Here is a 21089-nt window from a genome sequence, read left to right on the forward strand (position 1 = left end):
GGAAGTTTGGCTCATTTTATGATAGTTCTATCATCGAATAGTTCAATTGATGAACTAATTGGACAAAGAGAGGATGGAGAGAGTGAACCGGGATCCGAAGACTTTAATCAATCGGTACATTGACGCCGAATTTACCGTCATGAAGCATTTGTTCAATGAGATTGGCGATGCCATTCCAGAACAGTTAACGCCGGAGCAATTCCAGATTCTGTGCGTGATTGACCGGCGCGGCAGCTGTACCTCCACCGACCTTGCCGACATTTTCAAGGTCGTGAAAAGCTCCATTACCGCCATCGTCACGCGCCTCGTGGACCGCGGCTTCATCACGCGAACGCGCGACGAAGAGGATCGGCGCCTCGTCGTGCTGTCCTTGACGGACCTCGGGCGCGCCATCTACGAGCAGGCAGATCAGACGGTGCAGGATATCGTCTCCTCCTACCTCGTTCATTTTGACGAGACGGAAGTTGAGACGTTCATCGGAACGTACGAGAAGCTGGCTCGCTTGATGTCGGAAGGGAGGCAGCGGCCATGAGAATGATATTGAAGGCAAGATGGACGGTCATTTCGATCTGGATCGTTGCCGCCGTCGTCTTGTTCATCGCGGCCCCGTCCCTAAGCGATCTCGTTCAAGAGAAAGGCACGATCGCCGTTCCGGACGATTACCGTTCTGCCCAAGCCCAGCGCATACTGGATGAAGTATCGGCCGCTAGCGGCAAAGCGCATGAAGCGCAGATTGCGCTCGTCTTTCATAATCCTAGCGGGCTGACCGAGACGGATACGCAAGAGATTAAGCAAGCGGTTCAAGCTTTGTCCCGTCAGAAAGACACGCTTCACATCGTCTCCGTGCTTGATCCGTATGGGCAGCCGGAGCTGAAGAATAAGCTCGTCTCGAAGGACGGCCAGACGGTGCTGACCCCGCTCAACGTCAACACAGAGAAGCTGAGCGCCGTTGCTACTAGCGAGCTGATCTCGAACGAACTGCAATCCGTCTCCGTCGAGCATTACATGACAGGCAGGCAATTGATCGACCACGATCAGATCGTCAGCTCGCAGGAAGGACTGAAGAAGTCAGAAATCATTACCGTCGTCTTTATTTTATTGATTTTGTTCGTCGTCTTCCGTTCGTTCGCCGCTGCGTTCATCCCGCTCTTGACCGTCGGGCTAAGCTACATCATCTCGCAATCGATCGTCGCCTTTCTGGTGGATGGCGTGGATTTTCCAATCTCGACGTTTACGCAAATTTTTATGGTGGCCGTCTTGTTCGGAATCGGGACGGACTACTGCATTCTTCTGATTAGCCGATACAAAGAAGAGCTGGCCCATCACGACGATCCGGGGGACGCGATTGTGGCGACTTACCGTACAGCCGGGAAGACCGTCCTGTTCTCGGGTATCGCCGTCCTCGTCGGCTTCTCGGTCATCGGACTGTCACAGTTCATCCTGTACCGCTCAGCCGTCGCCGTTGCCATCGGCATCGCCGTCATGCTGCTCGCGCTCCTGACCGTCGTGCCATTCTTCATGGCGGTGCTCGGCAAGAAGCTATTCTGGCCGGCCAAGAAGTCGATTGAACATAAGGAGAGCCGCCTCTGGGGGGCAGTCGGTTCGTTCTCCGTGCGCCGTCCGCTGGCTGCCTTCCTTATCGTAGCGGCCATCACCTTGCCGTTCCTCTTTACGTATAGCGGCGATGTGTCGTTCAACAGCCTGGAGGAAATCGGCGACAACTACGAATCCGTTAAAGCTTATAACATCATCTCAGCAAGCTTCGATCCGGGCGAATCGATGCCGGCCCAAGTCGTCATCCGCAGCGGGAGCCCGCTCCATGATGCGGAATATATGGGGCTCGCCGAGAAGATAAGCCGCGAGATTCTCAAGGTGGACGGCGTGTCCAGCGTGCGCAGCTTAAGCCGTCCGGCAGGAGATGAAATCGAGGACTTCCATGTGGCCGAACAGGTGAAGACGCTGGAAAGCGGCTTGACCGAGGGCAGCAAGGGGCTGCAGGACATTCACAGCGGGCTGTCTCAAGCGAGCAGCGAGCTCCGCAAGAACGAGCCGAAGCTGAAGGAAGCGGTCGCCAGCACCGGGCAATTAAGCGAAGGCACCGCCCAGCTGAAGAAGGGCATTACGCAGTTAAGCAGCGGTCTCGGCCAGATTGAGAAGGGCATCAAGGATGGCTCGCTCGGAGCCGGCGAATTGAAAGCCGGATTGAAGCAGGCGAAGGATAGCGCGCAGCAATTGGCGGAAGCGCATAGTAAACTGTTGGCGGCTTACCGGCAGATCGGCGGCGGCCTGCGCGAGCTGGATTCCGGATTGGGCCAGATGAAGCAGCAGGCAGGCGGTATCGCGCAGGCGCTGCAGTCCTTGAATACCCGCTTCGCCAGCTTGGAAGGCCGTTACCCAGAGCTGCTGCAGGATGAGGATTACTTGGCTATCCGCGGCACGGTGACGGAGACCGGCCAAGGGACGGGCCAATTGTCATCCGCCCTGGGCGAGGCGGCGGCACAGCTTGCGCAGGTTCATGCCGGTATGAAGCAGGCGAACCAGAGCTACGAGCAAGCCGCAGCCGGCCAAGCCGCATTGGCGAGCGGATTCGACGAATTGATTGCCGGTATCGGCCAGTTGGAGAGCGGTTTGCAGCAAGCAGCCAACGGTCAAGGCCAGATTATTGGCAAGGTGCCTGCCATCATCAAAGGGCTCGACCAGCTGCAGCAGGGGCAGAAGCAAATTAGCGGCGGCTTCGCGCAGCTGAACGACCAGATCGGGCAGCTGACAGACGGTCTAGCGCAGAGCGCCGACGGCTTGTCGCAAATTTCCGGCGGCCTGAAATCTGCCAACGAATACTTGAATCAAGTCGGCTCGTCCTCCGACAAGGAGCTGGGCGGATGGTTCGTGCCGGACGAAGTGCTGAAGAACGAAGCGTTCCGCCAAGCACTTGACCTGTACCTGTCGGAAGACCGCAGCGTCATGACGCTGGATGTCGTGTTCGCCGACAATCCATACGGCACGCCTGCCATCGATCGCGTCGACCAAGTGAACACGGCCGTCGAACGGGCCGTCAAGGGCACGGCGCTGCAGCAGGCTGACATCGCCATGGGCGGCGTATCCAGCACCTTCGCCGACCTGAAGCAGATGTCCGGCGCAGATTACACACGGACAGTCGTCTATATGCTGATCGGTATTTTGCTTATACTCATCATCCTGTTCCGTTCCATCGTCATGCCGCTATATATTACTGCATCGCTCTTGCTGACGTTCTTCACGTCAATGAGCGTGACGGAGCTGATATTCGTCGACATCCTGGGCTACACCGGCGTCACTTGGGCGACTCCGTTCTTCGGCTTCGTCATGCTGATGGCGCTCGGGGTGGACTACAGCATCTTCCTGATGGAACGATTCAACGAGAACAAGCACCTTGACGTGCAGGACGCCATACTGTTCGCGATGCGGAATATGGGAACGGTCATTATCTCTGCCGTCGTCATTCTGGGCGGGACCTTCGCTTCGTTCTATCCATCGGGCGTGCTGTCGATGATGCAGATCGCTACCGTCGTGCTGTCGGGCCTTATGCTGTATACGTTCCTGCTGCTTCCATTCTTCGTGCCGGTCATGGCCGCAACCTTCGGCTCTGCCAACTGGTGGCCATTCGGCATAAAACGTGAAACGGAGCGGAAAAGAGATAGCCTAAGCGCATAGCTCATATTGGCATAACAATGTAGACATCATGCCCCGGTATAATGATATTCTAATCAAGCCTGTTGGGAAACGCCCAGCAGGCTCTTTTGCTCAAATATCACAAAGGCCGCGGTTTCTAGACGCCACATTCCCTTTCGATGCTGTAAGCGCCATACCCGCCGTTACAAGCTCTGTTACTCTCTCACCTCCATGAACCGAAAGCTTGTAATCTTCCATTCATATTCGATTCATAAAACCGATCTATGATTAGACTACAGCGGCACACCGCTCTGGGATGAACAGATGCCGCTAACCAATTACAACTGGGAGTGAGACACACATGCTGGCATTGGCAGTCATATTTATTAATTTGGCGCTCGTTTTTTATACGATTGGGGTATGGGGAGAAAAACGTGCGGGCGCTTTGCAACATAAACATCTCTTCTTCTTCCTGCTCGGTCTTGTCTGCGATACAACCGGCACCTCGTTGATGAGTCTTCTCGCTGGGGACGGCGGAAATCCGCTGCATGCACTAACTGGACTTGCGGCCCTTATTTTGATGCTCGTTCATGCGGTATGGGCCGCTCTTGTCAAATGGAAAGGCAGCGCGGCTTCGCAGCGCTGGTTCCATAAGTTCAGCTTGACCGTATGGGGGCTGTGGCTCGTTCCATACCTTATCGGCGTTGTCATGAGCATGACGTAATTACACTTTTTTTTACATCCCGTTTACGTTTGCTTAATATGGCGCTGACGAATGCCCTTCATAATGGTGATAGACGTTCGCGAGGACATGACTCCGACACTGAAATCATTGAATTGCGGGAGGGACTGCTATGAAATCGAAAATATTAGTTGTTGATGATGAACCATCCATCTCTACCCTCATTGAATATAACTTGAAATTGGCTGGCTACGATGTGTTGTGCGTATATGACGGAGAAGCGGTATTCGACGTGCTGGCAACCTTCCGTCCGGACCTGATCGTGCTTGACCGCATGCTGCCGAAGAGCGACGGGCTGGAAGTGTGCCGCAAGCTGCGTGCACTGAACAACATGGTTCCGATAATTATGCTGACGGCGATGCAGGACGTAGGCGACAAAATACACGGCCTCGATAATGGAGCGGATGATTATATGACGAAGCCATTCTCTCCGCAGGAGCTCATTTCCCGAATCCAAGCGGTGATGCGGCGCATCCGCTCCTTGCCGCTCTCCGACGACGGCCGCATATTCGAAATCGGCTGCTTGACCGTCATGGCCGATCAACGGGAAGTGGAGCTGAATGGCCGCAAGGTAGAGCTCACTCCGAAGGAATTCGAGCTGCTTGTCTTCCTCTGCCGGCATCGCGGCAAAGTGCTCAGCCGCCAGCAGCTGCTGCAGGGCGTATGGGATTATCATTTTCTTGGCGATACGCGCATCGTTGATGTTCATATCAGCCACCTGCGCGACAAAATCGAGAAGAACGCGCGCAGCCCTGAATATATTATGACAATCCGCAACGTCGGCTATAAGCTGACGGAGCCTTCCCGCCGCATTCTGGCCTAGCGCCGGCGCGGAATATCAATTGAATTTCCCTCATTTCCGATATATTCCCCGCCTGTTTCCCCGAGCAGGCGGGGAATATGTAGTTCCATTGACGGATTCCATTGAAATTTGCTTCCCTTGCTTCCAACAGCCTCAAATGGGGATACATGATTCGCATCGACAAGGACTGCCCGATTGTTTAGGCTGTTTGCCAGATTGCTTCTGTTTTTTCTGCATATATTCCCTGCAACTAGTACTTGAGATCTATTCAAAAAATAGTAGTATACGTTCATATGAATTGATACTAATAGAAGACTTAAATTAAAGCGCTTATCTTTATAATGATAGAGAATACAAGAGTATACACAACAAGGAGGCAAAAATGGTGACACAACCACGCATTTGGAATCATCTCGTTTCGAAAGTATCTCCCCTGTTTGCAGCTTTCGGACTCACGGCGCTCGGCCTGGCATGCACGCTCATCTTTGCGGACAGCGCTTCGGCTCACGGCTATATCGAGTCTCCAACCAGCCGTGCCGTATTGTGCAAGCAAGGATTAAACAAGGACTGCGGACAGGTGCAATATGAGCCGCAAAGCGTGGAAGGAAAGGGCTCCTTCCCGCAAGGCGGACCGGCAGACGGCCAAATCGCCGGCGGCGGCGTATTTGCGGAGCTCAACGAGCAGACTGCCGAGCGCTGGCACAAAGTGACGCTGCAGGGCGGCAAAAATACGTTTAAATGGTATTTAACAGCGCCGCACGCGACATCCGAATGGAAATATTACATCACGAAGAAGGATTGGGACCCGAACAAGCCGTTGACTCGCGCCGACCTTGATCCAGTGCCGTTCTGCTCCATCGACGACGGCGGCAAGAGACCGCCGAACAACGTCACGCATGAATGCACCGTGCCGACCGATCGCAGCGGCTATCACCTGATTCTCGGCGTCTGGGAAATCGCGGATACCGGCAATGCATTTTATCAAGTGATCGATGTCAATCTGATGAACGGCGGTACGGGTGAACAAGCTCCTGCCGCCCCTGGCGATGTCGCTTCCCCATCCCAGACCCAAACTTCGATCGACATTAGCTGGTCCGCCGCTGCGGCGCCGAACGGAATGAAAGCATATGAAGTGCATCGCAACGGAGTGTTGATTGGAACGACGAATCAGACTTCTTATGAAGATAGCGGGTTGACGCCGAATACGTCCTATACGTATACGGTCCGTGCCGTAGACAGCGCCGATAAAAAGTCTCCGTTCTCCGCGCCGCTTACGGTCAGCACGTTAAAAGAAGACGGCGATGGCGGCGGTGATGGCGGAAATCCGCCGCTTCCGGGCGTATCTGCTTGGGAAGCAAGCAAAGTGTACAACCGCGGCGACCGGGTGCAAAATAACGGCTTGGAGTATGAAGCCTTGTATTGGACGCAGAACAACGAGCCCGACGTATCGGATGCGTGGAAGCTGGTCAGCGATGTCGTCTTGGATTGGAACAAGGACAAAGCCTATACAGGCGGAGACCAAGTAAAGCATAACGGCGTCGTCTATACCGCGCGCTGGTGGACGCGGGACGAAGAGCCGGGCCGCGCTGACGTGTGGCAGGCTGCAAAGTAGAACGTGCAAGAGCCCGCTCAAGGCGTTTGCTTTGAAGGGCTCTTTTTCCTGACTGCAGCATGCCATCACCATTTTTACAGAATGGTTCATCATTAATTTTCTTTGCATTTTTCCATTTTGATATACTCCAGATGTTCCCTTCCCCAGCCACACATACTGTCCAGTCCTTAGATTATTCCATCATACACTCCAAGTAGAGAAGGAGAGAATAAACGATGTCTGCATGTTCATTACAAAATCAACGTGTCGTCATTATCGGAGGAAGTTCAGGGATTGGCCTGTCTTGATGCCGGGCGCTTTTAGCCAGCGGCCATTGGATGACGGCGCATCTTATGCGGCTTGCAACAACAGGAAGCCCCCTTTTTCCGGATAGGGGTTACATTTTACGTTGAATATAAATGACATGGCTCGCATCAGAGTTGTGTCATTTTTATTACCGTTCATTACCAGCAAAAGATATTTTTTTGTTGGGAACTTATGACTTAAGAACTATTAACAGATGCCCAATTGCTGATTAAAATTAAGTAAGTATTTTCCATAGAAGGGGAGGGTGGGGATTCTATTTTCAATATAAAGGAGGAGTTATAAATGAAGATAAAAACAGGATTTGCTCGCTTCATCGTGTTGGCTCTATGCGCAATTGTTGGAATCAGCTCTCTAAGTTTGCCTTCAGCTTATGCGGCTTCGGCGCAAGTGCTCTATATCGGACCGGATGCATCCGTTATTTTGATTAAAGACGACGCTGGCGATTATTATGTGAACGGCAACAAAATTTCTCAGCAAGGAAACATGAGATGGGAGCGGGTATTCGAAAATTCATGGTCAACGGGATACTTCAAACGTTCTCAAACGATTAATTACTTCAATGGATCGAGTTCCTTGATTGCCGCTGTAGATGGCACTTACACCTCTCCATATACAGGGACTGTACAGAAGGCGCTGTTTCTTCAAGTCAAAAAAGTACACATGATAAACAGTGAAATGAGCTATTCTCAATCCGGACAGAACCCGGGAAAATGGGAGATTAAAAGAACCGATGTATTGGGTTTGGAAACCCCAAGGGATACTGAGGATTTTGACCCAGTTACGTATTTAGTAATAAATGCGGACACGGGAGCGGTTGTTGACTTTTATTCCAGCCTAAACCCTTACTACTACTCCAAAGCAGAAGTTCCTGAAGTATCCGTGAATAACAAATCCGAGACGATTGCAGTCCCGAAAGAAGCTCCCCAAGTTTCCCTGACCGCTCTCTCTGATACGTCTGCTACCTTAAGTTGGGGTGCCGTTCCACATGCTTTTATGTATGAAATCGAGAATAACGGACAGTCATTCCATGTGCTAACCCGCACGGCTTCCTTTGTGAATTTGACTCCGGCTTCTACGTACCAACTCCGTATCAGAGGGGCCAATCACCTTGGGGCCGGACCATGGCAGAACGTTGCGTTCCAGACTGAGCCTTCCACTTCCCAGCCACTGGCTCCTGAGTCAGCAGAGACCCAAGACATTCAACTTCAGCACACTACTCTATTGCAACCATCTGACTTCATTGTTCAGCAACTTGAGACGATAACAGAAGCGGCGTTATCCATCGTAAACTAGGAAACTACGCCTTATATCAACAACATTTTATATATCCGCCAAAACAAGCTAACACCCCGCATGGAAAACCTTGCGGGGTGCAGTTACATCAATTATTAACCGTTCTTCTGTTGGAATTGCTTCATGAACTGGGCCAACGCCTCGCAGCTTGCATATGGCACCGCATTGTAGATGGAAGCGCGCAGGCCGCCGACGCTGCGGTGTCCCTTCAGACCGACGAAGCCCGCTTCCCCGGCTTCCTTGATGAACCCCTTCTCCAGCTCCTCATCCGCCAGACGGAAGGTGACATTCATGATGGAACGGCTGTCGCGCGCCGCGCAGCCACGGTAGAAATCGCCGCTGTTATCAATGACGCCGTACAGCAGCTCGGCTTTCGCTTGATTATCCCGCTCAACCTGCTCCAAGCCCCCGCGCTCCTTCAACCACTGCAGCACGAGATTGACCATATATACGGAGAAGGAAGGCGGCGTATTGTATAGTGAATTGTTTTTATGATGGATGCTATAACGAAGCATGGATGGAATCGTCTTAGGGCTGTTCGCAAGCAATTCTTCCTTCGCGATGACGACCGTCACGCCTGATGGACCCAGGTTCTTCTGCGCGCCCGCGTAAATCATGCCGAACTTCGACACGTCCACTGGACGGCAGAGGATGTCGCTTGACATATCGGCAATCAGAGGCACCCCGCCCGTATCCGGGTAAGTCGCGAACTGTGTCCCCTCAATCGTTTCGTTGGAGGTGATGTGAACATATGCAGCGTTCTCCGGCGCTACAATCTCCTCCGGTGTCGGCATGCGCATGAATCGGTCGGATTCGGTAGAGGCAATTACTTGCGTCTCGCCGATAAGCTCCGCTTCCTTCACGGCCTTGCTCGCCCAGCTCCCTGTATTGACGTATGCGCCAACCTTGCCGCGTGCCAGCAAGTTCATCGGCACCATGGCGAACTGCGTGCTCGCCCCGCCCTGCAGGAACAACACGTCGTAGCCTTCAGGAATGTGGAGCAATTCCTTCAATAATTGCTTCGCTTCATTGTGAACCTGTTCGTAGACGGCGCCGCGGTGCGACATTTCCATAATGGACATGCCTTGACCCCGGAAGTCGACGAATTCGGATTGGGCCCGCTCCAAGACTTCCAGCGGCAGTGCAGCCGGACCGGCGTTAAAGTTGTACGCGCGTTGATGTTGTTCCATCGGTTTCTCCCACCTTCGTATTCTTGTCTATCGAATATTTTATCGATAATCATAGCAGCAATTGGTTCCCGCTTCAAGGAGGTAACGCAAAAAAGTCTAGACTCGCCTACTTCGACCCTTGGTAGACTCGGAATGAGAGCAATAGCTCTCGATTATCATTCCAGGCGCCGTAATGGTGCAGGTGTGAATCATGGAGTTCCTTTGCTGGAGGGTTACCGCAATCACCCACTTCTGCAGGGCTTTCGCAATCTGAGATTCAGTCCGAGTTACTTAAGTAATGTGAGCGCCGTTGCGATTGCATTGTCAACAAAGGAACGTTGTGGACGCGACTTCATCATGACCGTTAGCCCAATTAACGCTACGATCAGCGCTTGCGCTAAAGACTTTGCGTCTGTGTGGGCTTCGAGCTCGCCTGATTGAATTCCTCGTTCTATCGTCTCCTGAAAAATGACGGCCAGGTACATTTGATGTTCTCTGGTCAAGATTTCGAACTTCTCATCATGAGGCGCAAGTTCGACCATGGTATTGATACAAAAGCAGCCCCGACTACGATCTTCTGCATATTCCTCCGCAATCACCCCTGCAAAGAAAGTGGAGAATGCTTCTTTTACAGATGGATGGCTTTGAAGTCTAGCTCGTACCTCGGAAGCACGGGACATCGTGTATCTGCGAAGCGCGGCTTCGAACAATTCTTTCTTGTCTCCAAAGGCAGAATATATGCTGGGGCGTTGAATGCCCATTCTAGAAGTGAGATCACTTAATGAGGTAGCTTCATATCCCTTCTCCCAAAATAACTGCATCGCTGCATCTAATACTTGTTCCTCGTCAAATTCTCGGGTTCTTGCCATTAGGGAATACCTCTCTTTACGCTTGAATTTTATTTATTGCTTAAGGTGCAGTGTCTAGGTGGCTACAATCGCCTCTTTTATATACCGAATAGTATGTTATTATTGTATAATTAGCTGTTTATTATGTCAAACGCAGGTTGGACTATCCTAATAAGCGAAGCAAAAAACTAACTTGAAAACAATCAAATCAAATAAAATGATTGACAGCACAAGTAAGCGCGAGATATATTTACGTATAATTATAATGTACCAATCGGTACGTTATATATACTGGCATCTAACATGAATGGAGGGGAAGATGTGTACAAAACGGAGGAGGTTATCGAAAAAGAAGCACTTCACGCCGAAATAAAGGCCGATTCACCGCAAACAGCACAGAGCATGTCTGATGCAGATCAACGTGCCCCCATGTCTCGCCCTGTGACACTATTGTTTGCGGCTGCCTGCGGAATGTCGGTCGCCAATATTTATTTCGCGCAGCCATTGCTCGATCAACTGTCGAGTGAGTTCGGTATTGACCATTCCATTGTCGGCATCGTTATTACCATTACTCAAATCTTTTATGGATTAGGATTGCTGTTGCTGGTACCGCTTGGAGACTTTCTGAACCAGCGCCGCTTGATTATCGGTCAGATGTTACTGTCCACGATAGCTTTGGGAATCGTTGGAACTTCAACCACTAGCAGCATACTATTTGCAGGGATGGCACTGGTGGGGCTGCTTGCCGTGGTGACTCAGACTCTTGTGGCGTTTGCGGCAACTATGGCTGCCCCTGCCGAGCGGGGGCGTGTCGTTGGCATGGTAACAAGCGGAATTGTAATCGGCATACTTCTTGCGCGGTCCATTTCAGGGATACTAACAGATCTTGCGGGTTGGCGTTCCGTATATCTAGTCTCTGCGGCGTTGATGCTTCTGATGATCTGTATGTTTCTCAGAGTGCTGCCTCATGTTGAGCGTGAGGTACATTCATTGTCATATCCCAAGTTGCTAGGATCGGTGCTTATGTTGTTCATACAAGAACGGACGTTACGCATCCGTTCTATACTGGCTCTGCTTATATTTGCGGATTTCAGCATATTGTGGACTTCGCTTGTGCTGCCCCTTAGTGGGCCGCCATTATCGCTGACGCATAGCGCAATAGGAGCATTCGGTATTGCAGGAGTAGCAGGAGCGTTAGCTGCTGCACGAGCGGGGAAGCTGGCTGACCTAGGTTATGGTCAGAGGACAACGGGAATTGCTTTGATGCTGTTGCTAGTTTCATGGCTGTTCATCAGTCGTATAGAGCAATCGTTACTCGCATTAGTTATAGGTATCGTTCTGCTTGACCTGGCAGTGCAGGCCGTACATGTTACGAATCAAACGATGATCCTGCCACTGCGTATGGATGCTCGCAGCCGAATTACTGCCGGATATATGGTGTTCTATTCAATTGGCAGTGCTGGCGGTTCAATTGCTTCGACTCATACGTATGCGCACTACGGATGGGAAGGAGTATGCTTGCTAGGTGCTTCCGTTAGCACTGCAGCTCTTCTCTTCTGGACAATGACAAGACGCACTACGGCTGCACGCCACTAGAGTAAGTTATTGTCCCCTGACATCGATATGAACATAACAGCCTCATCAAGCGGATTGACACACCTATCTGCTCCAGCAGAAATGAGTAATAGTTCGAAATCAAGATATACGACCTTGAATTAAGCGGTTGAGGGAGAAAAATCGAAAGAGGAGAGATGCTCCATGGAAATAGGTATTACTTCGTTCGTAGAAACAACGCCGAATATTCAGACTGGTGAAGTGATGAGTCACGCACAGCGATTACGTGAAGTAGTCGAAGAAATCGTCCTTGCGGATCAAGTGGGACTTGATGTGTTTGGCGTAGGTGAGCATCATCGGAAAGATTATGCGGCTTCTTCACCAGCAGTTGTGTTGTCTGCTGCTGCCTCCCTAACCACACGGATTCGGCTCACCAGTGCTGTGACAGTCCTTTCATCAGCTGATCCCGTACGCGTCTTTCAGGATTTTGCTACGCTCGATGGCATCTCAAATGGACGTGCCGAGATCATGGCGGGCAGGGGTTCCTTTATTGAATCCTTTCCCTTGTTTGGTTATGACTTAAATGACTATGAGGAGTTATTTAATGAACAATTGGAACTGCTTCTGAAAATACGGGAATCCGAGAAAGTAATATGGAGGGGAGGCCATCGGCCATCGATTGATAATTTGGGTGTGTACCCGCGGCCCGTTCAGGACCCTTTGCCAATATGGATTGGCAGCGGAGGTAATGAAGAGTCCGCTGTTCGTGCAGGTCTGCTGGGCTTGCCATTGATACTGGCGATCATTGGTGGAAGCCCGACGCATTTTGCACCGCTTGTGCAGCTTTACAAGAAGGCGGCAGCACACGCTGGACATGATGTATCGCGGCTTCAGGTGGGGTCTCATTCGATAGGATTCGTTGCAGAGAATACGGAACTTGCGGCAGATACATTTTTCCCCTCTACCCAGGCCGGTATGAATAAGCTCGGCAAAGAGCGGGGGTGGTCTTATTACGACCGTTCCAGCTTTGATGCCGCACGACGCTTTGATGGTGCGTTGTATGTCGGTGATCCGGACACAGTTGCCCAAAAGATCATCCACCTTCGCAAGCATGTAGGCATTACACGCTTTATGATGTATGTACCATTAAGCACGATGCCGCATGACCAAGTCTTGCGGGCCATAGAACTGCTCGGAACAGAGGTTGCTCCCCGGGTGCGAGAGGAAATTGCCAAGTGGGAAGCTGAGATGGAATAAGGAGCATCCATTCATTCGCAATTCAGAGAACGAGGATCGAATCTGGTCTCATTATATTATTGGAGGGGTTTACATGAATATTGACAGTCGAGTATTACCAGAATTAAGACAGGCGTTCGCACAATTTCCAGGCTTTCAATTGGAGGAGAATTTAGAGTGGAGCAGAAGTCTATTGTCGAATCCACCTTTGGAGAAGTCAGAGCACGTCCACACGACCAGCCGAATGATTCCAGGCGCTGCAGGTGAGATGCTGTTGAGCAAATGACTGAGCAATCTGATGATGAAATTATGCAATCGCGGGACGATAACAGCGATTTTGCAAAAAAAGCAAAGATGCTTCCTGTAACTTTTGTAGTCAAAGCAAGAAAACTATAGTATCCTATAGCTTAATCATGACTAGCAAATTTTTAATACATCGCCATTCAAATTCAACATTTCCCATAGTTCTATCTCATCTTTATCTGAGCATTTAAGCAGACTTGTGTCTCACATAAAACGACATAAGTCTGCTTAATTACATTTTTGTACATATGTTATTAAATTGGCTTCAGGCCTTACCCCATGAGGCTTTGTATAAGATGTGTAACAATTTATAACCCCTATGGTTTTTGCAAATAATCATTTCTCGAAAATCATATCTACTAACGGGATAATTTCCGCCTAAAAGCTTATTTTTGAGAATCAAGAATAAACATAGATGCATCATGTCCCATGAATATTTTACTTCCATTATAAAAAGTTTTGGATTGAATATTCCTGTACCCTATTTTAGTCATAATGTCAGTTAGCTTTACTTGATTAAATCCGTTATGAACTATATCTGAAACTACTTTTTCATTTTTATTAAAATCTACGATTAGTAAATGTCCTCCTTCATTTAGAACATCAAATAATCTTGATAAAACTAATTCAACATCATCAATATGGAGTAGAACCTGAGCCATAAAAATATAGTCAGCATGTAAATCCGATAGACCTTTCTCTTCAAAATCAAAGCATAATGTATCTACATTCTGAATATTAAAACCAGAAATTTTTTGCTTTATTTGATTTATCATGTGTTGTGAAGTATCCAGAAAAAGCATTGAATTAAAATCGTTTAACAAGTTCATTCCGACAAGACCAGTTCCACACCCAAAATCAATAGCATGCTTACTATTAGCGTCAACTAAATACTCACGAATGGCATCAGATGATACCTTTGCAATTTGAATTCTTTCAGAAGTGTCATATATATTAGCTATCATTTCAAACTTATCCGTATTTCCCATTATTACCTCTCCAATCTGCCTTAATAAAATCATGAATACAACAATATAGAATGATATTCTATCGAAGCATTAGCATTTAGTCCACATTCTTATTAGTGCTTATGGTTGTCCAATGCTTTATTCTCGTTCGTCGGGACCGTGCATGCGTCCAGGTAGATAAAAGAACGAACGGGATAACCGCCCTTTTATCCATGACAGGTTGCATTTAATGCCGTCCATTATGGCAGAGACTCTTACTTGACGTATTCAGCCATTACAATATTTCGATATACCCTTCTGTTCCATGCACACGAATTCGTTGTCCATCTTCTATCCGATTAGTGGCATTCTCCACTCCTACAACTGCAGGCAAGCCATATTCACGTGCGATAACGGCTCCGTGGGTCATCAGTCCGCCAACTTCGGTGACGAGGCCTTTTATAGATACAAACAATGGTGTCCAGCTAGGATCCGTAAAGGCGGTGACTAATATATCTCCATCTTCTAGATCAGCATCTTCCATGTTCAAGATGACACGTGCGCGTCCCTCTATAACTCCGGAAGACACGGGTAGACCTATAATAGCTTCGTCAGGCAGATTTTCTCGTTTGTACTCCCCTGCAATGATTTCACCATCAGACGTGATAACACGTGGTGGAGTTAGCTTTTCATAATAGTTGTACTCGTCTTTTCGTTTGCTGATGATGTGGTAATCCAGTTTATTTGTGCGTACAACCTCGTGAAGTTCCTCCAAAGTGAGATAGAAGATATCTTCTTTTTCATGAATGATGCCCGCTTGTACGAGTTGTTCGGCTTCTTTCAGTAAAGCCTGTTTATAAACGAAGTAGCGATTAACCATGCCGTATTTCGGATATTCCCTATACCCGCTGAAATTCCGGATGAAGTCGATCGTTTGTTTTGTTTCTTTAGCTTTTTGTTCACCATCAGGCAATTGCTTTAATCGTTCTAATAACTCTTGTTCTTTTTTCAAAGCTTCTTGCTGCCCTTGCTCAAATTTCCGCTGGCTAGCATTAGGCTCAAAGTTTTTGATGTTACCAAGGATCAACGGGACAAGTGTAATTGGTTTCTCACTCCAACGCGTTCTAGTTATATCGATTTCTCCGGCACAGCGCATTCCGTATTTGGCGAGATAAGCATCGATCGCGTCTCGGGTTTCCTGCCCGCCTTCCAACTTAAGCAGTTCATCCAAGAAGTGATCCTCTTTTACATGTTCTAAATAATCTATGACTTCTGGATAAGGACGAATCACATCTGCGACATCCAATAGCGCCAGACCCATTTCCGAAGTAATATTGCCCGGTACAGATTGAGAAAGTGTATCTGCTGCGTGTTTTTCACCTAACCACTCGTTCATGTTTTCATTGATCCATGCTGCAGCATCCATTGCAACCAGAATCACATCTATAATTTGCGCATCAAATACAATCTTCTTTAATTGCTGGAGATCTTCGAAAATAAAATCCAACAAATCCGATCCTGATTTCGTTTGGATATTTTGTTTCAACGCTTCGAGCGATTCTTGATTTCGCTTAATCGAATCAGGAACGATTGACGGATTGTTTTCAATTTCACGCATTTTATCTGCGTTGCTTTTATACGGATTTGGTGCTGTGTTATCATCTGGCAGCATCTTTATAAAATCTCGCTCTAGAACGGTCATCAGTGCGTCTTTGATAAGCGGATCGGATTGTCCCAGGTAATTTAATATATTGTCTCTGCTAGCCAGCATTGGTGTCACATCAACAAACAACCTACCACCGGCTTTACGCATGGGTGCTGGATTTGTTAACTGGAAAAAAGACAATCCCAGCGGTTTCATGGGATCGGTCATCATTTGTTGGTGACCGACAGATACATAAACGCGATTTTCCTGATCATTCGCTTCAGGGATCGGGTATAACGTCGTGATTGGCCGACTCTGGACAATATAAAAGGTATCATCAACCAGACACCATTCGATATCTTGCGGGCAACCAAAATATGCTTCGATATGCCTTCCGATGCGTGCTAGTTGTAAAATTTGTTGTTCAGTAAGGGTTTGAGTCTTTTGCTGCTCAGGATCGATCTGTTGTGACACTGTTCCCCCTTCTTTGCGTCCATAGACCGCCAATTTTTTGGCCGCGATCCTCTTATCGACGATCTCCCCTTCCTTTACTTTATAACAATCGGCAGATACCAGGCCAGAGACCAGTGCTTCTCCAAGCCCAAAACTGGCATCGATCGATATCACCTTTCGGTTAGAAGTAATCGGATCAGCGGTAAATAAAATCCCCGAAGCTTGTGGGAACACCATCCTTTGAACGATAACAGCTAAATAAACGTGACTGTGGTTGAATCCATTTTGCATACGGTAGATTACTGCGCGATCCGTAAATAGGGAGGCCCAACATTTGCTGATATGCTGCAGGATGGCTTTTTTGCCGATAATATTTAAATAGGTATCTTGTTGACCAGCAAAAGAGGCATATGGCAAATCTTCAGCAGTCGCACTAGAACGCACGGCATAAGCATGTTCCTCGCCAAACTGGGAGAGATATTGAGTTACTGCTTTCACAACATCAGTAGGAATTTCTACTTCCAAAATAATTTGTCGAATCTTCCTGCTGATTTCTCCAATTTGATCTCGATCTTCTACGTTTAGCATAGTTAGTCGATTGAGCAAAGCATGGTACGTTTCGTTCTGCTTGATTGCTTTTTGATATCCCACTGTTGTAACACAAAATCCTTCTGGTACTTGTATTCCTTCAATTTTTGATAACTCCCCTAAGTTCAACCCTTTTCCGCCAACGAGCAGAAGCTGCTTCTTCTCCATCTCCTGAAAATCGAGAACCAAAGAACTCATTCCATATCTCTCCTATCCATTAATTTTAGAATCAGCTCGGTATAACTGACCACATGCCGCATTAATGTCCGATCCGAATTGAGTTCGAACCGTAACGTTCACACCATATATTTTCAACGTCTGAACGAACATATTGATCCTTTCGGGATCAGATGGCAAGTAGCTTTGAGGCGTCACTTCTGTCGAATTGTAGGGAATTAGGTTCACGTGGTAGAGATGTTCCCAAGATCCCCTTCCCCTTAACAGAGCGGCAACCGCTTTCGCATGCTCTGCCGAGTCGTTGAACCCTCGAAGAAGAATATACGCGATATACACCTTTCTTCCCGTATGTCGGATATGACGATCCAATGTATTCAGCACGTCGCGGAGCGGAAACCGCTTATTAATCGGCATCAGTTCGTTCCGCTGCTCGTCGAACGGCGAATGCATCGAGAAGGTTAGATTGACCTGAGGAAACTCCCGCGTCAACCTATCGATTCCTGGCAACAGGCCGATGGTGGAAATCGTAATCCTTCTATGTCCTAAACCGAAGAGATTCGGGTTGGTCAAAATCGCCAGCGCATCGAAAAGGTGCGGGTTGGCGAGCGCCTCCCCCATGCCCATGAAGGACACGCTGTCCAAGGCGTGGCCGTTCAAGTGAAAGTGAAGCAATTGGTCGGTAATTTCGTCGGCGGTCAGATTTCGTTTCAGGCCGATGGTACCAGTGGCGCAAAAGCGGCATCCGAACCCGCAGCCGCACTGCGTGGAAATACAATACGATTTCCATCCCCGTTTATAGGAAAGTCTTACGGCCTCCACACGTTCGCCACCACCGATGGCAAACAACACCTTGCTGACCTGCTGCGATGTGAGTTCCTTTACCGGAATAACGCTGGAGACGTACGAACCAAGCGTCCGGGCCAACTCTTCTCGCAAAAATGTAGGCAGTATGGTGATCCGTTCGTATTCAGCAATTTTTTGTTTGAAAATAGCGTCTATAATTTGACCATACCGGTACGCAGGCTGCTTGTATTTGGACAAAATCTGCCCAATCGTATCGTATTTCGAGGTTGGTTTCATGTGTTCTCCTTACCGCCGGAGAAAATGCAGAAAAGCAACCGTCATCCAGCGCTTACATGCGTCTTTCACCAACTACGCAGGAAAAAACACGATGCGTTTACGGACATAATCGCTACGTGCATCTGTCGATAGATTGGTATACCTCCGGCAACAGATTCATTTTTTTGTGAACCGGGTCAATCGATAGGAACCGGTTCACATAATCATCTACAACCTCAACCTCAATGCTCATTGTTTTCATCCTCCTAGAGTGTGTTAAACGTTCAGTTCCACAATTTTAGTTGCGATATGTTTGCAAAACTCGCTGTCGTGCTCCACAAAAAGGATAGTTGGCGAATGCTCCAGCAGCAGTTCTTCGATTTGCATTCTGGAAATGACGTCGACAAAATTAAGCGGTTCGTCCCAAACATGCAAATGAGCGCGTTCGCAGAGGCTTTTCGCGATCAGAACCTTCTTCTTCTGACCGCCGCTATAAGAAGCCATGTCCTTTTCGAATTGCAAGCGCGAAAAATCGAGTTTTCTCAAAATCGCTTTGAATAAGCTTTCGTCAATCCCGCTGGATCTGGCGAATTCCGACAAATTGCCCCGCAACTGCGAGGTATCTTGTGAAACGTAGGAAATTCTCATCTGGCTCCCTTTTCGCAACACGCCGGAATAAGGTATTTCCTCGCCGCAAATCAGTTTGAGCAAGCTGGATTTGCCTGAGCCGTTCGGACCGGAGAGCACGATGCGATCCCCTTGCTCGACAGTAAAGCTGATGTCGCGGCAAACGTTCTTCTCTCCATAATGAATCGAAATGCGGTCAAGCTCGACCAATTGGTGTTTATGATAAGTCATCTGCGATATTTTCAGGCTTTCCGAGCTATCGACGTTTCTCAGAAGCTGGGATCTTTCCTCGATCGCGGATTGCTGTCTTTGCTCGATCGATTTGGACCGCTTCATCATTTTGGCGGCCTTGTGACCGATGTATCCTTTGTCGACCTTGGAGCCGGAGTTGCGGGTGCCGTTTTTCGTTTTCTCTACTTCGTGCGACCAGTTGCTGGTTCGCTTGGCCGCTTCGGACAACCTCTTAATGTCCTTCCTCAGCTTTTCGTTCTCGGCCCGTTCGAAATTGTCCTGTCTTTGTTTATTCTCCCACCAGTCCGAAAAATTTCCGTTCTGGATTTCGATATTGGTATTATTGATCGAAATAATGTGATCCACACAATTGTCGAGAAACGCCCGATCGTGTGATACCAATATAAACCCGCTCTTGTCGTTCAAATAGTCACTTACCAGCTTCCGAGCATGCAGATCCAGATGATTTGTCGGCTCGTCGATAAGCAAAAAGCTGTTTTCCTTCAAAAACAGGACTGCCAGCATTACCTTCGTCTGTTCTCCGTTGGACAACGAGTCGAACGGTCGATACAACACATCTTCTGACAACTTCAGCAGCGAAAACTCGCGCATGAGCTGCCAGTGCTCATAGTCCGGATAGATGTCGGCTACCACATCGAATGTATATTTTTCCTTGTGTTCGACGTGGAACGGGAAATACTCGAAACTGACGTTAGAGGAAATCGTTCCGCTGTATTCATACTTGCCGAGCAACAGATTGAGAAACGTAGTCTTGCCCCGGCCGTTCCTCCCCGTAAAGCCCAATTTCCAGTTGGTATCGATTTGTAAACTTACATGCTCAAAAATGTTGTCGTAACTGCCATCATAGGCAAACGTCAGGTTCGTTACCTTGATCAATGACATTCCAGAAACCTCCTTGGTTCACAAATAAAAAAGAGCTGCAAGAAAGTTGACCTTTCTTACAGCTCAAAAAAATAAAGCAAATCCAACCCTACGCAGAGTCAGATAAGGATATATTCTTTGAGTGAAAAGAATAAGGTAACTTTCTTGCCAATAAAGAACAAAACAGAACAAATAGAACTTGTTTTATTCTTTAAACGTAAGCAAGAAATTTTACATTATCCTCTTCAACTCCAATCGTAAGTGTTAGCGCAATATTAACATACCAGATATTTCATTGCAACTAACTCTTCGATTAAGACACCATTGATTTTAAGCCTTCGACTTTGCTCGATAAGCCGGCGTCTTCTCTCGACTTCCTCGTTAAACTATTCTTTTACGTAATTAATTACGATCGGCGCCGCTCGGCCCAGACAAGAACATAAATCGTTAAAGGACAAGAACATGTAGCGAAACCCGTTCCCGAAATATTCGACCTCCTAAACGACAAAAGCTGCCGGATCCGACGCCGGCAGCTTTGAACTATCGTTCCCAGTCGTATGATGAGGTCAGCCAGTTTTTACTGGTTGACCACTTTTGTTTTGGTGATGTATTTGTCAGTAGCCGGGGCAGAACGGTCGTTCCCCTGGGTCTGTAACCCGATGCTAAAACTGATCGCCCCCCTACTTGCAGAAACCATGTTTAAGCTGGTTGAGACGAATAGATCTCGCATAACAAGCGTCTTCACTCTGTTTACTTTGACACAAAGTTCCCCTTTTAATTTTGGTCTAAATTAATCTATTGAGGGTAGCTTTGGCCTCTCCTCCAAGCAAGATGGTAACTTTGTGTCACAGTTACTCTAATGAGGGGGGCAACTTCTCCAACTATGTTGGGAGTAAACTTCTAAACTGGTGAGATTTGCATCCCAAGATACAGAACCATCCTTCAAAGTGAGTCATTCAGCCCTATC

The 21089-nt window shown here is 48.3% G+C and carries 14 protein-coding genes and 2 pseudogenes; 10 read left to right on the forward strand and 6 right to left on the reverse strand.

What is annotated here, in order from left to right; translation table 11 throughout:
• The first annotated feature begins 73 nt into the window (after nt 1–73).
• From JSQ80_RS03850 to JSQ80_RS03875, 6 genes are all read left to right on the forward strand, one after another.
• The gene (locus tag JSQ80_RS03850) at nt 74–532 is read left to right on the forward strand and encodes a MarR family winged helix-turn-helix transcriptional regulator (protein ID WP_418888866.1); all 459 of its coding nucleotides are present in this window, start codon (nt 74–76) and stop codon (nt 530–532) included.
• On the forward strand, nt 529–3690 hold the full coding sequence (locus tag JSQ80_RS03855; protein WP_206094406.1) for an MMPL family transporter: 3162 nt from the start codon (nt 529–531) through the stop codon (nt 3688–3690). Before JSQ80_RS03850 ends, JSQ80_RS03855 begins: the two co-directional genes overlap by 4 nt.
• A gap of 319 nt (nt 3691–4009) precedes the next feature.
• On the forward strand, nt 4010–4372 hold the full coding sequence (locus JSQ80_RS03860; RefSeq protein WP_206094407.1) for an HsmA family protein: 363 nt from the start codon (nt 4010–4012) through the stop codon (nt 4370–4372).
• A gap of 130 nt (nt 4373–4502) precedes the next feature.
• The gene (locus JSQ80_RS03865) at nt 4503–5213 is read left to right on the forward strand and encodes a response regulator transcription factor (RefSeq protein WP_206094408.1); all 711 of its coding nucleotides are present in this window, start codon (nt 4503–4505) and stop codon (nt 5211–5213) included.
• Between the two features lie 361 nt (nt 5214–5574).
• Nucleotides 5575–6804: a lytic polysaccharide monooxygenase gene (locus tag JSQ80_RS03870; protein ID WP_206094409.1), complete on the forward strand. Its 1230-nt coding sequence runs from the start codon at nt 5575–5577 to the stop codon at nt 6802–6804.
• Nucleotides 6805–7392: 588 nt separating this feature from the next.
• Entirely contained in the window at nt 7393–8403 is a 1011-nt protein-coding gene (locus JSQ80_RS03875; protein ID WP_206094410.1) for a fibronectin type III domain-containing protein, read from the forward strand.
• Between the two features lie 95 nt (nt 8404–8498).
• Here the strand turns inward: JSQ80_RS03875 and serC are convergent, their stop codons facing one another.
• Both serC and JSQ80_RS03885 read right to left on the reverse strand, forming a co-directional pair.
• Nucleotides 8499–9593 (reverse strand): 3-phosphoserine/phosphohydroxythreonine transaminase, encoded by a 1095-nt coding sequence (gene serC / locus JSQ80_RS03880; protein ID WP_206094411.1) that lies wholly within the window; start codon nt 9591–9593, stop codon nt 8499–8501.
• A gap of 266 nt (nt 9594–9859) precedes the next feature.
• Nucleotides 9860–10441: a TetR/AcrR family transcriptional regulator gene (locus JSQ80_RS03885; RefSeq protein WP_206094412.1), complete on the reverse strand. Its 582-nt coding sequence runs from the start codon at nt 10439–10441 to the stop codon at nt 9860–9862.
• A 300-nt stretch (nt 10442–10741) separates the two neighbouring features.
• Here JSQ80_RS03885 and JSQ80_RS03890 point away from each other — a divergent pair, with 300 nt between their 5' ends.
• From JSQ80_RS03890 to JSQ80_RS29935, 4 genes and pseudogenes are all read left to right on the forward strand, one after another.
• Entirely contained in the window at nt 10742–12016 is a 1275-nt protein-coding gene (locus JSQ80_RS03890) for an MFS transporter (RefSeq protein ID WP_206094413.1), read from the forward strand.
• Between the two features lie 162 nt (nt 12017–12178).
• A complete protein-coding gene (locus tag JSQ80_RS03895) occupies nt 12179–13231 on the forward strand; it encodes an LLM class flavin-dependent oxidoreductase (protein WP_206094414.1) in 1053 nt (350 codons plus the stop codon).
• A 73-nt stretch (nt 13232–13304) separates the two neighbouring features.
• Nucleotides 13305–13487, forward strand: a pseudogene (locus tag JSQ80_RS03900) (alpha/beta hydrolase); the annotation flags it as partial.
• Nucleotides 13484–13606 (forward strand): annotated as a pseudogene (locus JSQ80_RS29935) (class I SAM-dependent methyltransferase); the annotation flags it as partial. The pseudogenes JSQ80_RS03900 and JSQ80_RS29935, both read left to right, overlap by 4 nt.
• A gap of 293 nt (nt 13607–13899) precedes the next feature.
• Here JSQ80_RS29935 and JSQ80_RS03905 read toward each other — a convergent pair.
• From JSQ80_RS03905 to JSQ80_RS03920, 4 genes are all read right to left on the reverse strand, one after another.
• The gene (locus JSQ80_RS03905) at nt 13900–14502 is read right to left on the reverse strand and encodes a class I SAM-dependent methyltransferase (RefSeq protein ID WP_206094415.1); all 603 of its coding nucleotides are present in this window, start codon (nt 14500–14502) and stop codon (nt 13900–13902) included.
• Between the two features lie 253 nt (nt 14503–14755).
• Nucleotides 14756–17344, reverse strand: a complete 2589-nt coding sequence (gene ppsA / locus JSQ80_RS03910) for a phosphoenolpyruvate synthase (protein WP_206094416.1) — start codon at nt 17342–17344, stop codon at nt 14756–14758.
• Nucleotides 17345–17356: 12 nt separating this feature from the next.
• Nucleotides 17357–18403: a Cfr family 23S rRNA (adenine(2503)-C(8))-methyltransferase gene (locus tag JSQ80_RS03915; protein ID WP_206094417.1), complete on the reverse strand. Its 1047-nt coding sequence runs from the start codon at nt 18401–18403 to the stop codon at nt 17357–17359.
• Between the two features lie 255 nt (nt 18404–18658).
• Nucleotides 18659–20143 (reverse strand): Lsa family ABC-F type ribosomal protection protein, encoded by a 1485-nt coding sequence (locus tag JSQ80_RS03920; RefSeq protein WP_206094418.1) that lies wholly within the window; start codon nt 20141–20143, stop codon nt 18659–18661.
• Between the last annotated feature and the right edge of the window lie 946 nt (nt 20144–21089).

This window comes from Paenibacillus apiarius (assembly GCF_017052585.1).
GTDB classification, from domain to species: Bacteria; Bacillota; Bacilli; order Paenibacillales; family Paenibacillaceae; genus Paenibacillus_B; species Paenibacillus_B apiarius.

Bases quoted from the DNA above. Each gene is read 5' to 3' on its own strand.
- JSQ80_RS03865 (WP_206094408.1), top strand. From the start codon at position 4,503: ATGAAATCGAAAATATTAGTTGTTGATGATGAACCATCCATCTCTACC.
- ppsA (WP_206094416.1), bottom strand. From the start codon at position 17,344: ATGAGTTCTTTGGTTCTCGATTTTCAGGAGATGGAGAAGAAGCAGCTT.
- JSQ80_RS03870 (WP_206094409.1), top strand. From the start codon at position 5,575: ATGGTGACACAACCACGCATTTGGAATCATCTCGTTTCGAAAGTATCT.
- JSQ80_RS03875 (WP_206094410.1), top strand. From the start codon at position 7,393: ATGAAGATAAAAACAGGATTTGCTCGCTTCATCGTGTTGGCTCTATGC.
- JSQ80_RS03895 (WP_206094414.1), top strand. From the start codon at position 12,179: ATGGAAATAGGTATTACTTCGTTCGTAGAAACAACGCCGAATATTCAG.
- serC (WP_206094411.1), bottom strand. From the start codon at position 9,593: ATGGAACAACATCAACGCGCGTACAACTTTAACGCCGGTCCGGCTGCA.
- JSQ80_RS03885 (WP_206094412.1), bottom strand. From the start codon at position 10,441: ATGGCAAGAACCCGAGAATTTGACGAGGAACAAGTATTAGATGCAGCG.
- JSQ80_RS03855 (WP_206094406.1), top strand. From the start codon at position 529: ATGAGAATGATATTGAAGGCAAGATGGACGGTCATTTCGATCTGGATC.
- JSQ80_RS03915 (WP_206094417.1), bottom strand. From the start codon at position 18,403: ATGAAACCAACCTCGAAATACGATACGATTGGGCAGATTTTGTCCAAA.
- JSQ80_RS03920 (WP_206094418.1), bottom strand. From the start codon at position 20,143: ATGTCATTGATCAAGGTAACGAACCTGACGTTTGCCTATGATGGCAGT.
- JSQ80_RS03905 (WP_206094415.1), bottom strand. From the start codon at position 14,502: ATGGGAAATACGGATAAGTTTGAAATGATAGCTAATATATATGACACT.
- JSQ80_RS03860 (WP_206094407.1), top strand. From the start codon at position 4,010: ATGCTGGCATTGGCAGTCATATTTATTAATTTGGCGCTCGTTTTTTAT.
- JSQ80_RS03850 (WP_418888866.1), top strand. From the start codon at position 74: ATGGAGAGAGTGAACCGGGATCCGAAGACTTTAATCAATCGGTACATT.